The following is a 23280-nucleotide window of genomic DNA, read 5'->3' as shown; positions in this document are numbered from 1 at the left end:
TTGGACACGTCAGGCACGCCCGGGCGGAGCCGGGCTGCGGCGTGTGAAGCCCCATGTCAGCCATGCCGCCGCGCTGATCGCGGCCCCCAGCGTCGAGACACCCGCCCAGCCGGCGTGGGCATAGGCCATCGTCGCCGCGATGGCGCCGAGCGCGCTGCCGAGGGAATAGAACGCCATGTAGCCGCCGACGAGGCGGCTGCGCGCCTGCGGGTGTCGGTCGAGGATGATGCTCTGGTTGCTGACATGGACCGCCTGCACCGCGAGGTCGAGCGTCACGACGCCGACGAGCAGACCGGGAAGGGACACCGGCAGCAACGCGATCAGCCCCCACGACACCACAAGCAGCGTGAGCGCGGCGCCCGTGGTCCATTGGGCGAGGCCACGATCCGCCAGCCTTCCTGCCCCCGTCGCGGCGACGGCGCCCGCCATGCCGACCAGCCCGAACAGGCCGATCTGGGAATGGGAATAGCCGAACGGCTCGGCGCTGAGCGGCAGCACCAGCGCGGTCCAGAAGGCGCTGAACGCCGCGAAGATCAGCAGGGCGAGGACGCCGCGAACCAGCAGCACGCGGTCGGTCAGGAACAGGACGGGGATCGAGCGCAGCGCCGCGGCGTAGTTGTCCGTGCTGTCCGGCGGCAGATTGCGCGGGAGGACCCGCCACAGCAGGCCGGCCATCGCCAGCGTGAGAGCCGCCGAGGCCAGATAGACCGCGCGCCAGCCTCCGAGGTCGGCGAGCAGACCGGCAACGGAGCGCGCGCCGAGGATGCCGATCACGACGCCGCTCGTGACCATGCCGACGGCCCTGCCGCGCTCGGCGGGGGTGGCGAGCGCCGCCGCGAAGGACACCAGCACCTGGACGACCACCGCGAGCAGCCCGACCGCCGCCATGCCAGCGAACAGCATCCCCTCCGTCCGCGCCGTGGCAACGGCGGCCAGCGCGACGACGGACAGGACGCCTTGCCCGACAATCAGCCGACGACGGTCCACGAGATCCCCGAGTGGAACCAGGACGATCAGGCCCAGCCCATAGCCAAGCTGCGTCAGCGTCACCACGAGACCGATCGCGCCGGGTGGAATCCCGAAATCCCGCGCCATCGCGTCGAGCAGGGGTTGCGCGGCATAGATGTTGGCGACGCTGAGGCCGGCGGCGGCGGCGAAGATCAGCCCTGTGACCCTCGATAACCCGGCGCCCGGCCGGTGCCGTGGGCTGCTTTCGTGCGGCATGGACACCCCGTTGGTGAAACGCAATCTGGTTTTATGTTGAGACCACTTGCGCGCCGGGAAATCCAGTTCTATTTTAGGACCACATTGGGCGGTTGAAGGGTTCTGGTCATGGTCAAGCGGGTCAGCCTTTGGGACGCCGACTGCCCGGTCGCACGCTCGCTCGATGTCATTGGCGACTGGTGGTCGCTGCTCATCATCCGCGACGCCTTCGACGGGGTGCGGCGGTTCAGCGAGTTTCAGACCGGCCTCGGCATTGCCAAGGGCATGCTGGCGACACGGCTGCGCGACCTGACCGGGCGCGGCATTCTGGAAACCGTGCCGGCCTCCGACGGCAGCGCCTATCGCGAATATGTCCTGACCGAGAAGGGACGCGGCCTCTTCCTCGTCATCGTCGCGCTGCGGCAATGGGGTGAAGACCATCTCTACCGCCCCGGCGAACCGCACTCCTCGCTGGTCGATGCCGAAAGCGGCGCGCCGGTGGCGCGGCTGGAACTGCGCGCGCGGAACGGGCGGCCCCTCGGATGGAACGACACGCGGGTCCGGAAAACCGACGGTGATTGATGGAGACTATGGGAACGACATCAACGCGCGGTGGCGGACGCCACTGCCGTTCCGGCCTCGCAGGTCTCGACCAAGCGGCGCGCGATGATCCTCGCGGGCTGAGACGGCCATCGAAGGCACCGCCTCATTGTTGAAAAATCACCAGTCCTGACCAAGCCTTGATTGCATCAACGCTATTTTCGGTCGAACAGGACCGGGACAGCCGTTGATGCGGGTTCATTCGAAAATCCATACGGTTGTAATGTTTCCTTCAGGGCTTTGTGGTTCTCTGGAGCCATGGTCGTGGAGGCCGCATGCGGATTTTGGTGGTGGACGATTCGCGCATGGCGCGCACGGTGCTGTGCCAGCAGCTTGAAGGCTTCGGCCATCAGACGGCCTTTGCCGAAAGCGGTCAGGCGGCGCTGGCGCGCTGCCGCGAGGAGCCCATCGACATCGCGCTGGTCGATTTCCGCGTCGGCGACATGGAGGGCGTGGAGGTCTGCTGGCACTTGCGCGCGGCCCAGCGGGAACGGCACCTCTACCTGATGCTGATGATCCCCGGAAGCATCACCAACCAGTTCTTCGAGGTCGTGGAGAATGGCGCCGACGAGTTCCTGCGCAAGCCGCTGGACCTGACATGGCTGCGCGCCCGGCTGCTCGCCGCCTCCCGCGTGGTCGACATGCAGCGCCAGTTGGAACGGCTCGCCACCACCGATTCCCTGACCGGGGCGCTGAACCGCGGGCGCTTCATGGCGCGGGCCGCCGACGAGGTGGCGCGGGCGCAGCGCAGCGGCCAGCCCTTGTCGGCGATCATGCTGGACATCGACCATTTCAAGAAGGTCAACGACACCTACGGCCACGCCACCGGCGACGAGGCGATCCGCAGCGTGGTCCGCGTCTGCCGGTCCCTGGTGCGCGGCGCCGACGTCCTGGGCCGGCTGGGCGGCGAGGAGTTCGCCATCCTGCTGCCGGAGACGCCGCCGCAGGGGGCGGCTCTGTTGGCGGAGCGGCTGCGCCGGGCGCTGGCCGAAACCGACGTGCGGATCGCCAACGGCGCCGGGTCCGTCCTCTCCTTCACCGTCAGCATCGGGGTCAGCGCGCTGCGACCGGCCGAGACCGGCATCGCCGCGGTGCTCGCCCGGGCGGACGAGGCGCTGTACCGCGCGAAGAACGGCGGTCGCAACCGGGTGGTCTGCGACGCGGCGTCGTAATCCGGCGCCGGGCCGTCAACGCCCCGTCAGGTGCCCGGCACCAGCCAGGGCCGCGCCGCGGCGTCGGCGCGGTCGAAGGCGTCGATGGCGTCCTGGTGGCGCAGCGTCAGGGCCACGTCGTCGAGCCCCTCGATCAGGCATTCCTTCTTGAACGGGTCGATGGCGAAGGCCAGCGGCCGACCGTCCGGGCCGGTCAGGGTCTGGGCCGGCAGGTCCACGGTGACGGCGGCGCCCGGCGTCTCCTGCAATTGGCGGCGCAGCTCCGCCACCGTCTCCTCCGGCAGGGTGATGGTCAGCAGGCCATTCTTGGCGGCGTTGGCGGCGAAGATGTCGCCGAAGCTGGGGGCGACGACGCAGCGGAACCCGCCGTCCACCAGCGCGTAGACCGCACCCTCCCGCGACGAGCCGCAGCCGAAGTTGCGGTCGGTCACCAGCACTCGGGCGCCGGCGTAGGCGGGATCGTCCAGGGGAAAGCCGGGCTTGCGCTCGTCACGGAGCAGGAAGTTGCCGTAGCCGGCGCTGCGCGGCTTCTTCAGGAAACGCGCCGGGAGAAGCTGGTCGGTGTCGATGTTGGCGATGTCGAGCGGCACCGCCGGCGCGGTCAGCGTGACGAAGGGGTCCATCCTTACGAAACTCCCAGCTTGCGGACATCAAGCGTCCGGACATCGGTGAGTTTGCCGGTCACGGCGGCGGCGGCGGCCATCGCCGGGCTCATCAGATGCGTGCGCGCGTTCGGCCCCTGGCGGCCAGGGAAGTTGCGGTTGGTCGTGGAGGCACAGCGCTCCCCCGCCGGGACGAGGTCGCCGTTGATGCCGACGCACATCGAACAGCCGGGCTCGCCCCACTCCAGGCCGGCGTCGGTGAAGACGCGGTCCAGCCCCTCCGCCTCGGCCTGACGGCGCACCGGGACCGATCCCGGAACGACGAGCCCCGGCACCACGGCGCGGCGGCCGCGCAGCACCGCGGCGGCGGCGCGCAGGTCCTCCAGCCGGGCGTTGGTGCAGGAACCGATGAAGACGCGGTCGATGCCGACCTCCTCCAGCCGCGTGCCGGGGGTCAGCCCCATGTAGTCGAGCATCTTCCGCATCTGGCCGGCGCGCACCGGGTCGCTCTCGGCGCCGGGATCGGGAACCGCACCGGTGACCGGCACCGCGGTCTCCGGGCTGGTGCCCCAGGTGACCGAGGGGGCGATGGCCGCGGCGTCGAGCGACACCTCGCGGTCGAAGGCGGCGTCCGGGTCGCTCGGCAGGGTGCGCCAATGTTCGACCGCACGGTCGAACAGCTCCCCCTTGGGGGCGTAGGTCCGCCCCTCGATCCAGGAGAAGGTGGTGTCGTCGGGGGCGATCATGCCGGCCCGCGCCCCCGCCTCGATCGACATGTTGCAGACGGTCAGCCGGCCCTCCATCGACAGGGCGCGGATGGCGCTGCCGGCGTATTCGATGACGTGGCCGGCCGCCCCGTCGGCGCCGATGAAACCGATCACCGCCAGGATCAGGTCCTTCGCCGTCACATGCGCGCCAAGCTCCCCATCGACGGTGACGCGCATGGTCTTGGGCCGGCGCTGCCACAGGGTCTGGGTCGCCAGCACATGCGAGACCTCGGTGGCGCCGATGCCGAAGGCGAGCGCGCCGAAGGCGCCGTGGGTGGAGGTGTGGCTGTCGCCGCAGACGATGGTCAGGCCCGGCAGGGTCAGCCCCTGCTCCGGAGCCAGCACATGGACGATGCCCTGCGCCGGGTCGTGCAGCCCGAAATGGCGCAGGCCGTGGCGCCCGGCGTTCGCCTCCAGCATCGTCACCATGTTGGCGATCTCCGGATCGGCGATCGGCTTGGCGCGGCTGTGCGAGGGCACGTAATGGTCGGCGACGGCGAAGGTCAGCTCCGGCCGGCGCACCGGGCGCTTGGCGTGGTCGATCATGCCGAAGGCGTGGAAGGAGCCCTCGTGCAGGAAATGGCGGTCGATGGCGAGCAACGCCTGCCCATCCGGCCGGGTCGCCACCAGATGGGCGTCCCAGACCTTGTCGAACAGGCTGCGGGGGGGCTGCGTCATGGGGTGTTTTCCTCCTTCACGGCGTCCGCCGCGGCGGCTCCAGCGATGCGCCCCAGCGCCACCGCGGTCAGCAGCCCGTTGCCGGACAGGTAGCCGGACGCCTTCGCTCCCGACACGCCGCAGGCGGCCCCGCCGGCGGCGTAGAGGTTGGACAGCGGCCTGCCCTGCCCGCCCAAGACGCGGGCGTCGTCATCGACCACCAGCCCACCCTGGGTGTGGAACAGGGCGCCGGTGACGCGGACAGCGCGATAAGGTGCCGCCAGCGGCGCCGAGCCGGCGAAGCTCCGGCCGAAGCCGTCGCTTTCCCCCGCTGCCTTCAACCGGTCGACCTCGGCCAAGGTGGCGGCCAGAGCGTCCGCGTCGACCTTCATCAGACGGGCGAGGTCCGCCGGGCTGTCGGCGCCGAGCACCGCGCCCATCGCTTCGGCCTGCCGGAAATCCTCGAACTGGCGGGCGACGGCGGCGATGCGCTCGTCAAAGACGGTCCAGGCGATGCCGTCGGGCTGGCGCAGCACGACGGCGGCCTGCTCCGAATAGCCCTGCGCCTCGTTGGAGAAGCGCTGGCCCGCGCTGTTCACCTGCACGCCGCCTTCGGTGACCGTCGCCCAGGTGACCAGGATGCCGGCGGGGTGGGCGACCGAGCCGTGGCCCTGATGCCCCGACAGATGCCGCGTCGCCGCCCCCAGCGCTTCACCCCAGAGAAGCGCGTCGCCCTGGTTGCCGGGGTGGCCGAAATAGAGCGCGTCGGCCAGCTCCGGCACATGGCGCTCGACCAACGCCCTGTTGCCGCCATAGCCGTTGCAGGCGAGGATCAGCGCCGCGCAGCCGACCCGCTCGACGCTGCCGTCGGGCCGGGTGACCTCGACGCCGCGGACGCGCGGGCCGTCGGCGTGGAGCGCGGTCACCTGCGCCTCGCACAGCACGTCGATGCCGGCGGCCTCGACAGCGCCGCGCAGCCGGTCGATCAGCTCCGCCCCCGACCGGCTGGGCAGCCCGTGCATGCGCCGGGCGCTGTGGCCGGGATAGGTGAAGTTGTCGACCACCGAGAACGGCAGGCCATAGCGGTCGGCCAGCCATTCCAGCGCCGGGCCGACCGCGTGGGCGACGCGGGAGACGTCCGCCGGGTCAGGCTCCCCCTTTGCCTTGGCAATGATGTCGGCGGCGAAGCGCTCGGGGCTGTCCTCAATCCCGGCGGCACGCTGCCAGCGCGTGCCCGGCGCCGGGATCAGGCCGGCCGACAGGGCGGTGGAACCCTGGGGCAGCGCGTCGCGCTCCAGCACCAGAACCTCCGCCCCGCGCTCATGGGCGGCGAGCGCTGCGATCATCCCGGCCGCACCGCCGCCGATCACGACGACGGGCACCGTGAATTCGAACGTCACCCCGTCGGCGGGCAGGATGCGGCTCATGGCGCGGTCAACTCCTCCAGCATCGCTGCGACCGTCGCCACACGGCAGACCGGGCGCAGAGCGGCGACCGAGACGTCATGGACCTGCGGCGTGAAGGCGGCGCAGCCGTCCTCCAGAAGGATGGTGTCGAAGTCGCGGACATGGGCGTCGCGCACGGTGGAGGCGACACCGCCGTTGGTGACGATGCCGCAGACCAGCAGCCGCTCCACCCCGCATTTGCGCAGCACCCACTCCAGCCGCGACATGTAGAAGGCGGAATAAGCGATCTTCTCCACCTCGACATCGACGGGCTGGAGCACGTCCACCGTGCGGTGTCCCCAGCCGCCCGGCTGGAAGTCGCCCTTCGCCAGGAAGGGCCGCAGCGCCTTCAGGTGGGGCGAGATCATCGGCTCGCCGCACCGGCCCGGCACCAGGGTGAAGTTGGTGGAGATCACCCAGCCGCCGCGCGACCGCAACAGGTCGGCCAGCGGCTTCACCCGCTCCGGCAGCGCCAGGATGTCCGGCGCCGTCTGGCCGGCGCGGCCGTAGGCCCCCTCCGGGTGGAGGAAATCGTTCTGCAGGTCGCAGACCAGAAGCGCGGTGCGCTCCATCGGAATGGCGGTGCCGCTCATCGGGCGCTCCTTTCCACGATGACGTTGCCGTAGCCGTCGACGCGGGCGCTGAGGTCGGGGTCGATGACGGTGGTGGCGTCCGGCTGCTCCAGGATCGCCGGACCCTGGATGTGCGCACCGACCGGCAGATCGAGGCGGTTGTAGACCGCCGTGTCGTGCCACGCCCCGTCGAACCAGACGGGCCGCGAGCCGGCGTGGGCGCCCTCGACCGTCGTTCCGGCGGCCGGGGCCAGGGCGGCGAGGTCGAAATGCGGACGACGGCCGATGGCGGCGGTGCGCAGGTTGACGATCTTGGCGCCGACGCCCGGCAGCAGCCGGCTGAAGGACGCTTGATAGGCGCGCTCGAAGGCGGCGCGGATGGTCGCCTCGTCGACGCCTGTCGTGCCATTCTCAACCGACACCGGCAGCGGCACGGCGACCGTGTGGGTCTGGCCGATGTAGTGCATGTCGAGTTCGAAGACGAGGTCGATGCGCTCGACGCTGAGGCCGGCGGACTCCACCACGGCGCGGGCGGCGGTCGCCTCCTCCACCATGCGGCGGTCGAGCGACCCGGCGTCGATGCTGGCCAGCGGCAGGTTCACCGTCTGCACCTGATCGTGCCGGATGTCGGCGATGACGCAGCCGAGCGCCGAGGTCACGCCGGGGAAGCGCGGCACCAGCGCCGCCTTCAGACCGACCTCCTTGATCAGCGCGCCGACATGCAGCGCGCCGCCGCCGCCGAACGGCACGGCGGCGAATTTGGCCGGGTCGTGCCCGCGCTCGATGGAGACGAGGCGGATGGCGCCGGCCATCTTGCTGTTGGCGATGCGCACCACCGCCTCCGCCGCCGCCATGACGTCGAGGCCCAGCGGCTCGGCGACGTGGGTGGCGATGGCGGTGCGGGCGGCGTCGACGTCCAGCCGGGCAAGCTTGCCGCCGATCGGACGCTCCGCATTGATGCGGCCGAGCAGCACGTTCGCGTCGGTCAGCGTCGGACGGGTGTTGCCCTGGCCGTAGCAGACCGGCCCCGGCCGCGAGCCGGCGCTCTCCGGACCGACCTGGAGCATGCCGCCGGGATCGACCCCGGCGATGGAGCCGCCGCCGGCGCCGATGGTGGTGATCTCAATCATCGGCGTGCGGACGACCAGACCGAAGTCGATGGTGGTCTGGGCCGCCAGCATGGTCTGCCCCTCCACCACCAGCGACACGTCGAAGCTGGTGCCGCCAAGGTCGCCGGTGATGACGTTGGGGAAGCCCGCCGCCTTGGAGATCGCCGCCGCGGCGATGACGCCGGCCGCCGGGCCGGACAGGGCGGTGCGCACCGGCAGGCGCCGCGCGGTGTCGGTGGACATGACGCCACCGTTCGACTGCACGATGTGGAAGCGGCCGCCGAACCCCTCCCCCGCCAGCGCGTTGTCGAGCTTGGCGAGGTAGCTGCCGACAACCGGCTGGAGATAGGCGTTCAGCGCGGTGGTCGAGGTGCGCTCGAACTCGCGGATTTCCGGCAGGATGCGCGAGGAGCATTCCAGGTTGGCGTTGGGCCACACCGCGCGCGCCGCCTCCAGCGCCGCCAGCTCGTTGGCCGGGTTGGCGTAGGCGTTGATGAAGACGATGGCCAGCGCCTCGGCGCCCATTTCGGCCAGACGGCGAGCGGCGGCGCGCACCTCGTCGGGATCGACGGCGGCGCGGACGGTGCCGTCGGCCAGCGTGCGCTCCGCCACCTCCAACCGCAGATCGCGGTCGACCACGGGAACGAAGTCGCCCCACAGGCCCCAGGTCTGGCGGCGGTCGCGGCGGCGCATCTCCAGCACGTCGCGGAAGCCGACGGTGGTGATGAGGCCGACCTTGGCGCCCTTGCGCTCCAAGAGCGCGTTGGTGCCGACCGTGGTGCCGTGGACGATGGAGCCCAGCTCGGCGACCGGGCCGAAGCTCTGCAGGCCGGCGAGGAAGCCGACCGCCTCATCGCCGCGGTTGGACGGGACCTTGGCGGTGCGGAAGCTGCCGCGCGCCTCGTCGTAATGGAACAGGTCGGTGAAGGTGCCGCCGACATCGACGCCGACGATGGCGCCCTTGGTGATACCGTTGCTCATGGTCTTGCTTCCGGATTCGTCAGGCGGCGGAGGTTTCGCGGAGCGCCGCGGTGGCGGCGATGTCGAGCGCGCCGTCATCGGTCAGCGCCACGCCGTAGGCGCTGCGCGCGGCCTCGGCGCCGAGGTAGCCGAGCCGCACGTCACGGGCCACGGCCTCGGCGTCGCGGCGGAACGGATTGCCCCAGCCGCCGCCGCCCGGCGTCTCCAGCCGGACGCGCTGGCCGTCGCGGATCTTGACGTCGGTGACCTTGGAGGCGAGCGGCGGCGATTTCTCGCCCTCGTCGCTCTGCCAGACGAAGCGGTTCAGCGCCGCGGGCGTGCCGCCGGCCACCCCGAAGGGCGCGAAGACACCGCGCTCGCCGAGCAGAAAGACGTCGGCGGCGGTCAGCGCCTCGATCTCGTAGACCGCGCCCAGCCCGCCGCGGTGCAGGCCGGCCCCGGCGGAATCCGGGCGCAGCGCCCATTGGGTGAACATCACCGGATAGGCGGCTTCGAGAATTTCCACCGGCGGGATGGTGGCGGTGGAGATCGGGTTGTTGGCGTGGTTCAGCCCGTCGCTCTCCGGATTGCCGCCCAGGCCGCCGCCGAAGAAGGAGAACATCACCCAGCGCGAACCGTCCGGACGGTGGCCGGCCAGCGACAGCGCGTTGATGGTGCCGAAGGGCGCGGCGGTGGCGCGGGCCGGATCGGCCAGGGCCAGCGCGCCGAAGACCACGCCGATGACGCGCAGGATGGTCTCGGTGTAGCCACCGACCGGCTTGGGCGGCTTCACCGCCAGCAGCGTCGTCTCAGGAATGACGAAGGTGATCGGGTTGAGGCAGCCGGCGTTGGCCGGCACGTCGGTGAAGACGTGCTTCAGCGCGACGTAGCAGCAGGCGACCGCCGTGGAGTAGGCGATGTTGAGCGGCCCGGCGCAGGGGGCCGAGGAGCGGGAGAAGTCCAGCACCATGCGGTCACCCGCGATGGTCAGGTCGAGCGCGATGCGCAAACGGTCGGCGGTGATGCCGTCGTTGTCGAGATAATCCTCGAAGCTGTAGGTGCCGTCGGGCAGCTTGGACAGCGCGCTGCGCATCAGCGCCTCGGCCCGCGCGGTGAAGGCGTCGAAGGCGGCGGCGACGGTGTCCTCGCCATGCTCGTTCAGCAGCTCGGTCAGCCGGCGCACGCCGAGGTCGAGCGCGTTGAGCTGCCCGTTCAGGTCGCCGTAGTTGGACACCGGCACGCGGGAGTTGGCGGCGAGGATCGCCAGCAGGTCGTGGTTCATCACCCCGGCCTTGACCAGCTTCACCGGCGGGATGCGCACGCCCTCCTGGAAGCTGTCGGTGGCCCGCGCGTTGAAGTTGCCCGGCACGTTGCCTCCGATGTCGAGCCAGTGGCCGACCGACGCCATCCAGCAGAACAGTCGGCCCTGGCGGAAGATCGGCCGCACCAGCCGGAAGTCGTTCAGGTGAGTGCCGCCGTCGTAGGGGTCGTTGAACAGGAAGATGTCGTCGGGATGGAGGTCGCCCTCCCGCGCCACCTTGTCGATCACCGCCTTGACCGCGAAGGCCATGGCGCCGACGAAGATCGGCAGGCCGTTGATACCCTGCACCAGGGTGGCGCCGGTCTCGGCGTGGTAGAGGCCGTGGCAGGCGTCGCGCGCCTCGGCGATGATCGGGTTGAAGGCCGAACGGTAGAGCGTCGCGTCCATCTCGTCGGCGATCTGCTCCAGCCGGCCCTTGAGGACGGCCAGCGTGACGGGGTCGATGGTGGGGATTTTGGTGGTCATGCCGCGTCCTCCCGCTTGGCGGAGGTGAAGTCCTTGTAGGTTTCGCCGAGCGCCAGCATCTCCGGCGTGCCGATGAGATCGTTCAGCGCGTTGAAGTCGAACATGCGGTCGCGGAAGGGCTGGGTGGTGCCGTGCTGGGCCAGCGACCCGTAATAGTCCTGCGCCTGCCGGGCCAGCGCCCGCACGATGCCGCCGGGGAAGATCACCAGCCGGTAGCCGAGATCGCCGAGGTCGGCGGCGGAGCTGATCGGCGTCTGCCCGCCCTCCACCATGTTCGCCAGCAGTGGTCGGATGCCGCCGAGGTCAGTGGCGATGGCGGAGAGCTGCTCGCGGCTCTTCGGCGCCTCGACGAACAGCACGTCGGCACCGGCCTCGACGTAGAGCCGGGCGCGGTCGAGCGCCGCCGGGACGCCCTCCACCGCCACCGCGTCGGTGCGGGCGATGATCAGCGTGCCTTCGCTGGTCCGGGCGTCGACCGCCGCCTTGATCTTGCCGGCCATCTCGCCGGCCGGGATCACCGCCTTGTCGGTCAGGTGGCCGCAGCGCTTGGGAAAGCTCTGGTCCTCGAGCTGCAGGGCGGTGGCGCCGGCGCGCTCGAACATGCGCACGGTGCGCTGCACGTTCAGAGCGTTGCCATAGCCGGTGTCGGCGTCCACCACCAGCGGCGTCGGCACGCGGTCGCGCACCAGCGCGATGGTGTCCGCCACCTCGCTGACCGAGACCAGCCCGATGTCGGGCCGGCCGAGCCGGGTGTAGGCGATGGCCGCGCCCGACAGGTACAGCGCCTCGAACCCCGCGGCCGCGGCCAGCGAGGCGGTGAAGGCGTCGTAGACACCGGGGGCCAGGACGACGCGGTCCTCGGAAAGCCGCTGTTTGAAGGTGAGATCGGGTCGGGTCATTTCAGACGCTCCCCCCGGCGGCGGCGGGCGCCGACAGAAGCCGGGTCAGGGTTGAAAGGTCGGCCGCGCGGTCGATCGACGCGACGCAGTCGGCAATGGCGGCGGCGTGGGCAGCACCCCAGACCGGACCGGCGAGGTCGGCGAACTTCGCGCTCACCTCGTCCGGGCTGTAGGGGTCCTCGGTGTCGCCCTTGTTGGTCAGCGCCTCCGCCTCGAAGCGCCGGCCATCGGCCAGGGTCAGGCGGACGCGGGCCGGGCGCAGGCCGGGAAGGCGGGCGGTCAGGCCGCGATCCTCGCGCACCGTCACCCGGCGGGCGAGGTCGCGGGTCGCCGCGTCCTGGCGGGCATCGTCGCGGAAGGCGCCGGGCGTGGCGGCGCCGTTGGCGAGGAAGGTCGCCAGCGCGAAGGGCAGCGAGAATTTCGCGGCCAGCATGTTCTTCGGCTCGGCCCCGTCGAGCTGGGCGGCCCAGACGTAGGTGTCGACCTCGATGGCCGCAACCTCCGCCGGGGCGATCTGCCCGCCGGCCCGCGCCACGATGTCGCCCAGCGCGTCGAGCGCGCCATGGGTGTAGCGGCAGGCGGCGTGACGCTTGAAGTAGTTGCGGGCGATCTCCCAGCGCTCGCCCAGCTCCTCGACCATCAGCTCCGGCCGGAAGTCGGTGGCGATGACGCCGCCGAACACGCTGCCGATCCCGTCGGTCTCGCCGATGATGCCGCTCGCCGCCAGATCCCAGGCGGTCAGGCCGAGCTGGTTCGACACGCCGGCGTAGGCGTTGCGCACCGTGCCGCCCTCCAGCATCGTCCGCCGGCTGGTGGCGAGGCCGAGGGTGGAGGCGATGTTGAGCGTCTCGATCATCATCGCCGCGTCGGCGCGGTTCAGGTGGGCCACGCCCAGCGCAGCCCCCGCCGTGCCCCAGGTGCCGTGCGGGTGGGTGGTGACCAGCAGCTTGGCGGCGATGCCGATGCGCGATCCGATCTCGTAGCCGAGCGCCAGCGCGGTCAGCAAGTCGGCACCGGAGGATTTCAGGCGCGGCCCGGCGGCGAGGAGGGCCGGAACGACGTGGATCGCCGGATGGCCGCGGGCGTACTGGTTGCCCTCGTCCAGCTCCAGCATGGTTCCGGCCACGCCGTTGAGGAAGGCGGCGGACCCGGCGGCGAGGCCCCGGCCGCTGCCAATGGCCGGGCAATCGCCGGAACCGCCGGTCTCAGCCATACGGCCCGCCAGCGCTCGGCATTCCGGCTCCTGCATGCCGGCGGCGATCACGCCGACGCAGTCCAGCAGCACCAGCTTCGCCCGCTCCACCACCGGGGCCGGCAGGTCGGCGACGGTCAGGCCGGCGGCGAAGGTGCCCCAACGGTCGAGCCAGGACGGCCGGGCGGCGGCGAGCAGCGCGCTCGCCGGCTTCACGTCAAAGGACAGGCTTGTCATGTCACCGCTCCCGAGCGGACGGCCCCTAGAGGCCGAGATAGGTGCGTTTCAATTCGGGGTCGCGCGCGATGTCGTCGGACGGTCCCGACAGCGCGAAGACGCCGTTTTCGAGGATGTAGGCGCGGCGGGCGACCTCCAGCGACTGGACCACGTTCTGCTCGACCAGCAGGATCGCCAGCCCGCCCGCGTTCAGCTGGCGGATCAGCCCGAACATCTCCTCGACCACCAGCGGCGACAGGCCGAGCGACGGCTCGTCGAGGATCAGCAGCAGTGGTTCGGCCATCAGGCCGCGCCCGATGGCGAGCATCTGCTGCTCGCCGCCCGACAGCGTTCCGGCGAGCTGGCCCTCACGCTCCTTCAGGCGGGGGAAGGTCGTGAAGATGCGCTCCAGGTTCCGCGCCCGGTTCGGCTTGCCGCGCCGGTAGCTGCCCAGCTCCAGATTTTCGCGGATCGACAGGTTGGGGAAGATCTTGCGGCCTTCCGGCACCTGGATCAGCCCCTCCTCGACGATGCGCGCGGCGGAACGGCCGTCGATCCGGTTGCCGGCGAAGCGGATCTCGCCCGCCCAGGGCGGCAGCACACCGGACAGCACCTTGTTCAGCGTCGTCTTGCCGACGCCGTTGGAGCCGAGGACCGTGACGATCTCGCGATCCAGCACGGCCATGTCAATGCCGCGCAGCACCTCGGTGGCGCCGTAGCCGGTCTTCAGCCCCTGGATGCTCAGAAGCGCCTCAGCCATGGGCCGCCCCCTCCGCCGCAAGGCGGGCGGCGGCGCCATGGCCGAGATAGGCCTCGATCACGCGGGGATCGGCGCAGACGACGGCCGGCTTGCCCTCGGCGATCATGCGGCCCTGGGCCAGCACATAGACGCGCTCGCACAGGTTCATCACCGCCTGCATGACGTGTTCGATCATCAGGATCGTCACCCCTTCGTCGCGGATGCCCCGGATCACCGGGATGATGTCGCGGATCTCCGACGGGTTCAGGCCGGCCAGCACCTCGTCCAGCAGCAGCAGCTTCGGCTCGGTGGCGAGCGCGCGGGCCAGCTCCAGCCGCTTGCGCCCGGCCACCGTCAGCCCGCCGGCCGGCCGGTCCAGCTCCGCCGCCAGCCCGACGCGGCGGGCGACGTCGCGCGCCTTGCCGATGGCGTCGGCGCGTTTGGCGTGGCGCAGATAGGCGCCGACCGCGATGTTCTCGCACACCGTCAACCCGGCGAAGGGCTGGACGATCTGGAACGTCCGGCCGATGCCGCGCTCGGCGCGGCGGTGCGGCTCCTCGCCGGTGATGTCGGTGCCCTCGAACAGGATCCGCCCGTCGCTCGGTGCGACGAAGCCGGAGATCATCGAGAACAGCGTGGTCTTGCCGGCGCCGTTCGGCCCGATCAGGCCGACGATGCCGCCCGGCTCCAGCACGAGCGACGCGTTGTCCACCGCCATCAGGCCGCCGAAGCGCTTGGAGACGGACTCAACGGCCAGCATGGGACACCTCCTTGGCGCCGCGCGTCATCATCCCGCGCCCGCGGTCGCGCAGCCGCTCCAGCAGGCCCAGGATGCCGCCGCGGGCGAAGGCGACGGCCAGCACGAGCACGCTGCCGAAGACGATCAGATCGATGCCGGGGATGCGGCCGGCGAACTGCTTGGCGAGTTCGCCCAGCCCGTGCAGGGTCAGCGCCCCAACCACCGGCCCGAAGACGGTGCCGACGCCGCCGATGATCGGGGCGAGCAGAAGCTCCACCGAGATCCAGCTGCCGTAGGCGATGTGGGCGTCGATGTAGAGGAAATACTGGGCGTAGAGGCAGCCGGACAGCGCCGTCACCGCGCCCGACAGGGCGATGGCGCGCAGCTTCACCTTCAGGGAGTCGACGCCCAGCGCCTTGGCCGCGTCCTCGTTCTCGCGCACCGCGACGAGCTGCGCGCCGAAGCGCGAGCGCTGGATCCAGCGCGTCAGCAGCAGCACGCCGGTGACGAAGGCCAGGACCAGCCAGTAGAAGACGGCGCGGTCGGCGAATTGCAGGTTGGCGGGGTGGACGTCCAGCTTGATCAGCAGGCCGGCGGCGCCGCCGGTGAAGGAGGCCGCGTTGGCGAGGATGCGGAACACCTCGGCGAAGGCCAGCGTCACCAGCGCGAAGTAGGAGCCGCGCAGCCCGGAGCGGAAGCTGAGGAAGCCGATGGTCCAGGCGACCGCCGCCCCCGCCGCCATCGCCAGCAGCAGCCCGGCCCAGGCGTTGATTCCATAGCGCAGTTGCAGGATCGCCGTCACATAGGCGCCCGTGCCGAAGAAGGCGGCGTGGCCAAAGCTGAACTGGCCGCCGAAGCCACCCAGGATGTTCCAGCCCTGCGCGCCCAACGCCACGATCAGCGTGAAGACGAGGAAGTTCATCACCGGGCTCGACGTGACCACCAGCGGCAGCAGCGCGGCGAGGACGGCCAGGACGGCGATCGGGATCAGGTCGCGCGCGGTCATGCCTTGGCTCCGAACAGGCCGGTCGGCCGCACCAGCAGCACGGCGATGAAGATCAGGAAGATGCCGATCTGCCCCAGGCTGTCGCCCAGCAGCAGGCCGCACAGGCTCTCCACCACGCCGATGAACAGGCCGCCGAGCAGCGCGCCGGGCAGCGAGCCCATGCCTCCCAGCACCACCACCGTGAAGGCGACCAGCACGAAGGCGCCGCCGATGCGCGGGTTGACGTAGAAGGTCGGCATCAGCAGCGCGGCGGCCACGGCGAGGCAGGCGCAGCCCAGCCCGAAGGTCACGGCGTAGACGTGCGGCACGTCGATGCCGACGAGATTGGCGCCCAGCTTCTCCTTGGCAACGGCGCGGATCGCCTTGCCGGTGTCGGTGCGGTTCAGCACCAGCCAGAGCAGCCCGGTGACCACCACCGCCACCCCCAGCCCGATCACCCGCGGGTAGGACAGCAGCAGCGGCCCCAGCGCGACCACCTGGAACGAGTAATCGGTGTCGAGCGTGCGGGTGTCCGACTGGAAGACCGCCAGAAGCACGTTCTCCAGCACGATCGACAGGCCGAGCGTGACCAGGAGGATGTTGCCGTCGTCGCCGTGGCTGGCCGGCCCGATGACGAAGCGCTGCAACCCGTAGCCCAGCACGAACATCAGCGGCACCAGCGGCACGATCACCAGATAGGGGTCGAGGCCGAGCCAGGCCCAGGCCACCCAGACCGCGAACATCGCGCAGGTCAGCAGAGCGCCGTGGGCAAAATTGATGATGTGGAGCACGCCGTAGATCAGCGTCAGGCCGAGGGCGATCAGCGCGTAGACCGCGCCGGTCATCAGCCCGTTCAGCGCCGCTTCCAGGATGATCTGAGGTGAATACATGGCAGCCCGCGCATGAGGGAGACGGTTCCCCCGCCCGTCCGCGCGGCCGGTGCGCGGCGCTTCGGGACGGGCGGGGAGAACGGCGGGAGGTGCGAAGGCGATGCGGCGGGTTACGCCGCCGGGAAGTTGGCCTTCGCCTCCGCGAAGTACTCGGGGAAGATCACCTTGATGTCCTCGCCCTGGATCTGCGTGTTGATCGGCGTGGCGCCCTCGTTCTGGCCGTTGACGAACTTCGTCGGGCCGTAGGGCATGATGTGGCCCTCGAAGGTGGAGCCGTTCAGCGCCTCGATGATCTTCTTACGGTCGGCGGAACCGGCGCGCTCGATGGCGTCGGCGAGCAGAAGCACGTTCGAATAGTTCAGCGGGACGTTGTAGGCGAAGGACTTGCCCTGCGCCTCCACCGCCTTGCGCAGCGCCTGGGCCTGCGGATTCTGCGGGTCGTGCCAGTGGTTGCAGTCGATGACGTTCTGGGCCGCCTGCGGGAACTCCTTGACGAAGCGTCCGTTCGACGCCGCCCCGCCCAGCACCGCGTAGACGCCCTTCGGCTTGATGCGCTGCTGCTGCATGGTGCGGGCGAGCAGAACGAACTCGCCGTAGTAGTTGGACGGGATGACGAGGTCCGGGTTCAGCGAGCGGATGCGCAGCGCCACGTTGGACATGTCGCGCGCCGGGGTCGGGTGGGCGATGGTCTCCAGGATCTCAAAGCCGCGCTTGGGCAGCTCGGTCTGCAGCAGCTTGGCGAGGCCCGATCCGAACAGCCCGTCCTCGTGCACCAGCACGACGGTCTTCGCCGGTTTGCCGGCCAGCTCGTTGATCTTGGTCAGGTTGTCGAGCGCGACCTGGGTGACCTTGCCGAAGCCGGGGCTGAAGCGGAAGGTGTTGGTCAGGCCGCGCGCCATGATCTGGTCCGACACGCCGACATCGACCAGATAGGGCAGATCGTAGCGCGCCGCCGCCTGCGAGGCGGCGAGGCAGATCGGGCTGGCGAAGCCGCCGACGATGGCGCACACGCCCTCGGCCTGCATGCGCTCGACCTCCTGCGTGCCGGCCTCCGGAGTGGAGCGGGCGTCGCCGAAGACCATCTCGATCTTGGCGCCGCCCAGCGCCTTGAGGCCGCCCGCCGCGTTGATCTCGTTGATCGCCATCTCGGCGCCGAGCCGGCCGAGGTCGCCGTCGTGGGCGAGCGCGCCGGTCACCGGCTGGAGGATGCCGATCTTCACAGCCGGGGTCTGCGCCCGCAGAATCGACGGGGCGCCCACCGTCGCGAAGGCGGCTGCCGCGGCGCCCGCCTTGAGCACCGTGCGGCGGGAAACGCCGGAGAGTGCGGAGTCCTGAACCGAACGTCCCATAACGCTCAACTCCTCTGCTTGATGGCCCGCGAGCCGCGGGTGGGCTTTTCGCCCGCTTTGTTCTTGTCGGTCTTGGCGTTCTCGGATGCGCGCGGCCGGCCCAGGGCCGGGCTCCAGCGCCGCTCCCCGTCGTCGCCGATGCGCACCAGATCCATGTGGAAGCTGTAGCGGTCGGGCCGGTACAGCGCATGCAGATGCTCCACCCCGCGGCCGGACGGGTCGTGCACGATGCGGGTCAGCGTCAGCAGCGGCGAGCCGATCTCCAGATCGAGCGCCGCCGCCGGCTCCGGCCCGGCCAGCGTGGCGTTGATCGCCTGGGTCGCCCGCTCGGTCTTCACGCCCGACCGTTCGATCAGCTCCAGCAGCGGGCGCGCCGCCAGCTCCGCCTCCGAATAGGTCAGGCCGAGCCATTCCGGCACATGGGTGGTCAGGTAGGAAAAGGGCTCCCCGTCGATCAGCCGGACGCGCACCGACCGCTGGACCCGCTCGCCCGGCTTCAGCCCCAGAACTCTCGGCGATGGCCTCCGGCGGCGCGACATAGCCGAAGGAGAGCAGCTTCACGTCGGTGCTGCGCCCCATGTCGATCAGGTGCGACAGCACGTTGGAGAGGTCGGCGACGATCGGACGGACCGCGCGGCTGTCATGGACGAAGGTGCCTGAGCCGGGCTTGCGCTGCACCAGCCCTTCCTTCTCCAGCAGGTCGAGCGCCCGGCGCACGGTCACCCGCGACACGGCGTGCTCGGCGGCCAGCGCCGGTTCCCCCGGCAGGCGCTCGCCCGGCGGCAGGTCGCCGGCGATGATGCGGTCGCGCAGCAGCAGATAGATCCGGCGCGCCTTCAGCGGTTCGACCGACGACTTCACTGTGCCCCGCCTCCTTCTCGCTGGAAACCGGTGTCCGTCTCTCCATAAGACAGGAACCTGTATGATCCATAATACAGCTTTGGTCAACAGCGATGTTGGGGAAACGGACGATCGGCGCCGGGACCCGTGTCGGATGTCGCGGGGACGGGAAACGCAAACGGCCCGCCTCGGGGGGAGGCGGGCCGTTCGGTGGTGGTCGTCTTCAACGCGTCAGTGGCTGATCATCCACGGCCGCGCCGTCGGGAAGCCCTTCGCCCCGTCGGGGGTGCGGAGCACCGAGCGTCCCTTCTTGCCACCACCGCCGCAGCCGCAGCCCGGTCCGTGCTTGTGCGTCGGCCCGACCTCCGACAACAGCTTGGGCCGGTCGGCGCTGCGCTCGTTGGTGGCGTGCGCCGTCCGGACGGTGGCCGACAGCCCGGAGAAGGCCGGCGCCATGCGGATCACCCGCTGCGACGGGGTTCCGCAATCGGGACAGGGCTGCGGCAGGCCACTTTCCGCCATCGGCCGCATTCCCGTGAAGTCGCCGCAGGTCGGGCACTCGTAATCGTACATCGGCATGGCGCGGCCTCCCTTCTCTCTCTCTTTACACGCGGTCCTGGGCGATCGGCATGTCGACGTCGCCCTTGATGAACTTCGTCGGGCCGTCGGCGTTCGGGGTGATGTCGAAGTCGAAGATCTGCGTCGGCAGGAACAGGGTGGCGCAGGCGTTCGGCACATCGACCACGCCGCTGATGTGCCCCTGCACCGGTGCGGTGCCGAGGATCGAGTAGGCCTGGGCGCCGGAGTAGCCGAACTTCTTCAGATACTCGATGGCGTTGAGGCAGGCCTGGCGATAGGCGACATGGACGTCCAGGTAATGCTGCTCGCCCGCCTCGTCGACCGAGATGCCCTCGAAGATCAGGTAGTCGTTGTAGGTCGGGACGATCGGGCTCGGCTTGAAGATCGGGTTCTTGATGCCGTACTTCGCCATGCCGTCCTTGATCAGGTTGACCTTGAGATGCGCCCAACCGGCCATCTCGATGGCGCCGCAGAAGGTGATCTCGCCGTCGCCCTGGCTGAAATGCAGGTCGCCCATCGACAGGCCGGCGCCCTTCACATAGACCGGGAAGTAGATGCGCGAGCCGCGCGACAGGTCCTTGATGTCGCAATTGCCGCCATGCTCGCGCGGCGGCACGGTGCGGGCACCCTCCGCGGCCGCCTTGTCGCGGGCCTCGCCCTTCAGCCGGCCCATGTGCGCGGTCGGCGCGTAGGGCGGGTTGGCGAGGCCGGGGACGCGGGTCGGGTTGGTGTCGATCAGCGCCTGCTCGCGCTTGTTCCACTTGGCCAGCAGGTCGTGCGACGGCAGGCAGCCGATCAGGCCGGGATGGATCAGCCCGGCGAAGCGCACGCCGGGGATGTGGCGCGACTTGGTGAACATGCCCTCGAAGTCCCAGATCGACTTCTGGGCCAGCGGGAAATGCTCGGTCAGGAAGCCGCCGCCGTTCTGCTTGGAGAAGAAGCCGTTGAAGCCCCACTGCTGCTGCGGGAAGGCGCCGATGTCCAGCAGGTCGACGACCAGCAGGTCGCCCGGCTCCGCCCCCTCGACCCCGACCGGGCCGGACAGGAAATGCACCTGGCTGAGATCGACGTCGCGCACGTCGGCGGCATCGTCGTCGTTTTTGATCTGCCCGCCGGTCCAGTCGTAGCATTCCAGGATGAAGTCGTCGCCCGGCTTCACCGTCACCGCCATCGGGATGTCCGGATGCCAGCGGTTGTGGATCATGTCGTTCTCATAGGGAGACTGCGACAGGTCGGCCTTGATCAGGGTGTCAGCCATGGTTTGCTCTTCCTTATTGGTGGACTGATGGGGTGACGAAGGGGTGGATGCTGCGAGCCCCCTCCCCGGCCCTCCCCCGCTTCGCGGGAGAGGGGGCTTTGCACGAAGCGGCGTCCGTCCCCTCTCCCGCGAAGCGGGGGAGGGTTAGGGAGGGGGCCTCAGGCCGCCAGTTCCCGGAATCCGTCCGGGAAGGGGTTGGGCTCGATCAGGTCTCGGGTCTCGAAGACCACGTCGAACTGGCCGTCGCGCCGGGCGCGGCCGATGCGGGTGCGGGTCCACAGGTGATGGTTCTCGTGGATGCGCAAGCCGCCGGCCGGCGCCCCGGCGAACTCGATGCCGGGCGAGGCGGCGATGACGCGCGCCACGTCGAAGCTGCCGGCCTTCTCGACCGCCAGCTTCCACAGCCAGGGGCCAAGATAGGCGTTGTGGGTGACGTCGCCGATGACGCTGTCCGCCCCCCACATCGCCTTGAAGGCGGCGACGAAGGCACGGTTGGCCGGCAGCTCCAGGCTCTGGAAATACTTGGCGCAGGTGAAGGCCCCGGCGATGTAGTCGCCGCCGATGCCCATCATCTCGTCCTCGGTGACGCTGTTGGTCATCAGGATCTGGCGGTCCAGCTCGATCCCGGCGGCCTTGAGCTGCTTGTAGAAGGCGACGTTCGAGCCGCCGACGACGATGGCGTAGATCACGTCGGGCTTGGCCACCTTGATCCGCGCGACGATGCCCTCGAAGCGGGTGTCGCCGAGTTCGGCATAATCCTCGCCGACGACGCGGCAGCCCTTGGCCTCGATGTGGCGCCGCGCGATGGCGTTCGACGCGCGCGGCCAGATGTAGTCCGATCCGACGAGGAAGAAGCTCTTCGCCCCCTTCTCGCGCATCACCCAGTCCAGCCCGGCGAGGATCTGCTGGGTCGCCTCCTGCCCGGTGTAGATGACGTGGCGGGACTGCTCCAGCCCCTCGTAGAAGGTCGGGTAGTAGAGCAGGCCGTCGCGCTTCTCCAGCACCGGCAGCACCTCCTTGCGCGAGGCCGAGGTCCAGCAGCCGAAGATCGCCGCCACCTTGTCCCGCCCCAGCAGTTTGTCGGCGCGGGCCGCGAAGGTCGGCCAGTCGCTGGCGCCGTCCTCCTGCGCGATCTCGATCCGCCGGCCCAGCACGCCGCCGGACTCGTTGATCTGCTGGATCGCCAGCATCTCCGCCTGGATCGACCCGCCCTCGCTCAGCGCCATGGTGCCGGTGGCGGAATGGAGGATGCCGACCGTCACCGCCTCGTCGGTGACGGCGATGCCGCTCCTGTTGACGATGGCCGTGGCCGGCGCGCCCGGCGCCAGTCCCTGGACGCGCCGCGCCGTGCCCGCCGCCATCAGGCGCCCGGCCACCGAGGCGCGGCGGCGCAGCGCCGATTGCAGGCTGACCTCCGCCAGGAAATTGTTGACCTCGCGGCTCAGCTCGTCGGCGTGGCCGGCGACCTGGGACGCGGCGCCGAGCACCTGCCCGGCCGCCATGCCGGTGTCGGACGCGGCGTCCGACACGCCGACGATGTTGGAGGCCACGCTCTCGGTGCCGCGCGCCGCCTCCTGCACGTTGCGGGCGATCTCGCGGGTGGCCGCCCCCTGCTGCTCGACGGCGGCGGCGATGGCCGAGGCGATCTCGTTGATCTCGGCGATGGTGCCGGCGATGGCGTGGATGGCCTCGACCGCTTCGCCCGTCGCCGACTGGATGGCGCCGACCTGGGTGGCGATGTCCTCCGTCGCCTTGGCGGTCTGGTTGGCCAAGGTCTTGACCTCGCTGGCGACGACGGCGAAGCCCTTGCCGGCCTCCCCCGCCCGCGCCGCCTCGATGGTGGCGTTCAGCGCCAGCAGGTTGGTCTGCCCGGCGATGCCCTGGATCAGCCCGATCACCTGCCCGATCCGCGCGGCGCTGTCGGCGAGGCTCTGCACCACCGCGTCGGTGCGGCGGGTGTCGGCCACTGCCCGGCCGGCGATGGCGGCCGACGAGGCGACCTGCCGGCCGATCTCCTGGATCGAGGCCGACAGCTCCTCGGTCGCCGTCGCCACGGTCTGCACGTTCATCGACGCCTGGGCCGAGGACTCCGACATCGCCGCCGACAGCCGGTTGCTGCGCTCGGCGGTGCCGCTCATCGCGGTGGCGGTGTCGGTCATTTCGCCGGCCGCCGAGGAGACGGTCTGCACCAGCCGGCCGACCTTGCCTTCGAAGTCGCGGGTCAGCGCCTCCAGCCGGGCGGCGCGTTCCTCCGTCGCCTTGCGCTCGGCGTCGCGCTGCGCCTCGTGGGCGGCGCGCGCCTCGGCGGCGGCGGCGATGCGGTCGAGGGCGGCGGCGAGGTCGCGCTGCGGATCGTTGCCGCCGACCGCCGCATCGCCGGCCAGCGCGGCGGCCCGCTCGCCGAGCCGCCGGAGCCCGGCACCCTGTCGGTGGGCCAGCGCGGCGGCGGCGGCGGCCAGCGCCGCCGAAAGGACGAGGCCGGCGGTCGGCACCGCGCTCGACCCGGTCAGCGGCGTCGCCACTGCGGTCAGCAGAGCGACCACGGCGCAGGCGGTGGACGCGGACTTGGCGGATGTCATGGCGCATCCTTCTGTGGTGGGAGATGGGGTGGGGGGAACGGGTGCCCCCACCCCGACCCTCCCCCGCTCACGCAGGGGAGGGAGAACCAGATCCCCTCCCCTGCGAAGCGGGGGAGGGTTAGGGTGGGGGCAATCCCTGGCC

At 70.6% G+C, this 23280-nt stretch carries 20 protein-coding genes and 1 pseudogene; 2 read left to right on the top strand and 19 right to left on the bottom strand.

Going from position 1 to position 23280, the window contains the following annotated elements; translation table 11 throughout:
* Nucleotides 1-9: 9 nt before the first annotated feature.
* Nucleotides 10-1224: an MFS transporter gene (locus ACWPN5_RS18715; protein ID WP_492296797.1), complete on the bottom strand. Its 1215-nt coding sequence runs from the start codon at nt 1222-1224 to the stop codon at nt 10-12.
* A 108-nt stretch (nt 1225-1332) separates the two neighbouring features.
* Here ACWPN5_RS18715 and ACWPN5_RS18710 point away from each other — a divergent pair, with 108 nt between their 5' ends.
* Together ACWPN5_RS18710 and ACWPN5_RS18705 are read left to right on the top strand one after the other, a co-directional pair.
* Nucleotides 1333-1785: a winged helix-turn-helix transcriptional regulator gene (locus tag ACWPN5_RS18710; protein ID WP_145690578.1), complete on the top strand. Its 453-nt coding sequence runs from the start codon at nt 1333-1335 to the stop codon at nt 1783-1785.
* 293 nt (nt 1786-2078) lie between these two features.
* Complete coding sequence (locus tag ACWPN5_RS18705) at nt 2079-2975, top strand: diguanylate cyclase (RefSeq protein WP_200476329.1); 897 nt, start codon at nt 2079-2081, stop codon at nt 2973-2975.
* Nucleotides 2976-3001: 26 nt separating this feature from the next.
* On the opposite strand, the gene leuD is transcribed toward ACWPN5_RS18705, so the two are convergent.
* The 18 genes and pseudogenes from leuD to urtA all read right to left on the bottom strand — a co-directional run bounded on the left by leuD (nt 3002) and on the right by urtA (nt 23138).
* Complete coding sequence (leuD, locus tag ACWPN5_RS18700; RefSeq protein ID WP_145690582.1) at nt 3002-3598, bottom strand: 3-isopropylmalate dehydratase small subunit; 597 nt, start codon at nt 3596-3598, stop codon at nt 3002-3004.
* 2 nt (nt 3599-3600) lie between these two features.
* Nucleotides 3601-5022, bottom strand: coding sequence for a 3-isopropylmalate dehydratase large subunit (gene leuC / locus ACWPN5_RS18695; protein ID WP_492296794.1), 1422 nt, complete (start codon nt 5020-5022; stop codon nt 3601-3603).
* Nucleotides 5019-6428, bottom strand: coding sequence for an FAD-dependent oxidoreductase (locus tag ACWPN5_RS18690; RefSeq protein WP_492296792.1), 1410 nt, complete (start codon nt 6426-6428; stop codon nt 5019-5021). The genes leuC and ACWPN5_RS18690 overlap by 4 nt, the downstream gene beginning before the upstream one ends.
* The gene (locus tag ACWPN5_RS18685; protein ID WP_145690589.1) at nt 6425-7039 is read right to left on the bottom strand and encodes a cysteine hydrolase family protein; all 615 of its coding nucleotides are present in this window, start codon (nt 7037-7039) and stop codon (nt 6425-6427) included. The genes ACWPN5_RS18690 and ACWPN5_RS18685 overlap by 4 nt, the downstream gene beginning before the upstream one ends.
* The gene (locus ACWPN5_RS18680) at nt 7036-9108 is read right to left on the bottom strand and encodes a hydantoinase/oxoprolinase family protein (RefSeq protein WP_492296790.1); all 2073 of its coding nucleotides are present in this window, start codon (nt 9106-9108) and stop codon (nt 7036-7038) included. The genes ACWPN5_RS18685 and ACWPN5_RS18680 overlap by 4 nt, the downstream gene beginning before the upstream one ends.
* A 19-nt stretch (nt 9109-9127) precedes the next feature.
* Nucleotides 9128-10873, bottom strand: coding sequence for a hydantoinase B/oxoprolinase family protein (locus ACWPN5_RS18675; protein ID WP_492296789.1), 1746 nt, complete (start codon nt 10871-10873; stop codon nt 9128-9130).
* Nucleotides 10870-11772: an isocitrate lyase/PEP mutase family protein gene (locus ACWPN5_RS18670; RefSeq protein ID WP_449227604.1), complete on the bottom strand. Its 903-nt coding sequence runs from the start codon at nt 11770-11772 to the stop codon at nt 10870-10872. Before ACWPN5_RS18670 ends, ACWPN5_RS18675 begins: the two co-directional genes overlap by 4 nt.
* A gap of 1 nt (nt 11773) precedes the next feature.
* On the bottom strand, nt 11774-13201 hold the full coding sequence (locus tag ACWPN5_RS18665) for an MmgE/PrpD family protein (protein WP_492296786.1): 1428 nt from the start codon (nt 13199-13201) through the stop codon (nt 11774-11776).
* Nucleotides 13202-13226: 25 nt separating this feature from the next.
* Complete coding sequence (locus tag ACWPN5_RS18660) at nt 13227-13940, bottom strand: ABC transporter ATP-binding protein (protein WP_492296784.1); 714 nt, start codon at nt 13938-13940, stop codon at nt 13227-13229.
* Entirely contained in the window at nt 13933-14679 is a 747-nt protein-coding gene (locus ACWPN5_RS18655) for an ABC transporter ATP-binding protein (RefSeq protein ID WP_200476338.1), read from the bottom strand. Before ACWPN5_RS18655 ends, ACWPN5_RS18660 begins: the two co-directional genes overlap by 8 nt.
* Complete coding sequence (locus ACWPN5_RS18650; protein ID WP_492296782.1) at nt 14666-15664, bottom strand: branched-chain amino acid ABC transporter permease; 999 nt, start codon at nt 15662-15664, stop codon at nt 14666-14668. The genes ACWPN5_RS18655 and ACWPN5_RS18650 overlap by 14 nt, the downstream gene beginning before the upstream one ends.
* Complete coding sequence (locus ACWPN5_RS18645) at nt 15661-16533, bottom strand: branched-chain amino acid ABC transporter permease (RefSeq protein WP_114858882.1); 873 nt, start codon at nt 16531-16533, stop codon at nt 15661-15663. The genes ACWPN5_RS18650 and ACWPN5_RS18645 overlap by 4 nt, the downstream gene beginning before the upstream one ends.
* A 110-nt stretch (nt 16534-16643) precedes the next feature.
* Nucleotides 16644-17882, bottom strand: coding sequence for an ABC transporter substrate-binding protein (locus ACWPN5_RS18640; protein ID WP_492298000.1), 1239 nt, complete (start codon nt 17880-17882; stop codon nt 16644-16646).
* A 5-nt stretch (nt 17883-17887) separates the two neighbouring features.
* Nucleotides 17888-18421, bottom strand: coding sequence for a GntR family transcriptional regulator (locus ACWPN5_RS18635; RefSeq protein ID WP_492297998.1), 534 nt, complete (start codon nt 18419-18421; stop codon nt 17888-17890).
* Nucleotides 18422-18587: 166 nt separating this feature from the next.
* A pseudogene (locus ACWPN5_RS18630) lies at nt 18588-18743 on the bottom strand (GntR family transcriptional regulator); the annotation flags it as partial.
* Nucleotides 18744-18953: 210 nt separating this feature from the next.
* Entirely contained in the window at nt 18954-19301 is a 348-nt protein-coding gene (locus tag ACWPN5_RS18625; protein ID WP_492296780.1) for an FmdB family zinc ribbon protein, read from the bottom strand.
* A 25-nt stretch (nt 19302-19326) separates the two neighbouring features.
* Nucleotides 19327-20559, bottom strand: coding sequence for a formamidase (gene fmdA, locus ACWPN5_RS18620; RefSeq protein WP_094302374.1), 1233 nt, complete (start codon nt 20557-20559; stop codon nt 19327-19329).
* Between the two features lie 158 nt (nt 20560-20717).
* The gene (urtA, locus tag ACWPN5_RS18615) at nt 20718-23138 is read right to left on the bottom strand and encodes an urea ABC transporter substrate-binding protein (RefSeq protein ID WP_492296778.1); all 2421 of its coding nucleotides are present in this window, start codon (nt 23136-23138) and stop codon (nt 20718-20720) included.
* Nucleotides 23139-23280 lie beyond the last annotated feature (142 nt).

The sequence above is a fragment of the Azospirillum sp. UENF 211521 genome (genome assembly GCF_058780535.1).
This window is presented reverse-complemented; position numbering and strand designations above follow the sequence as displayed.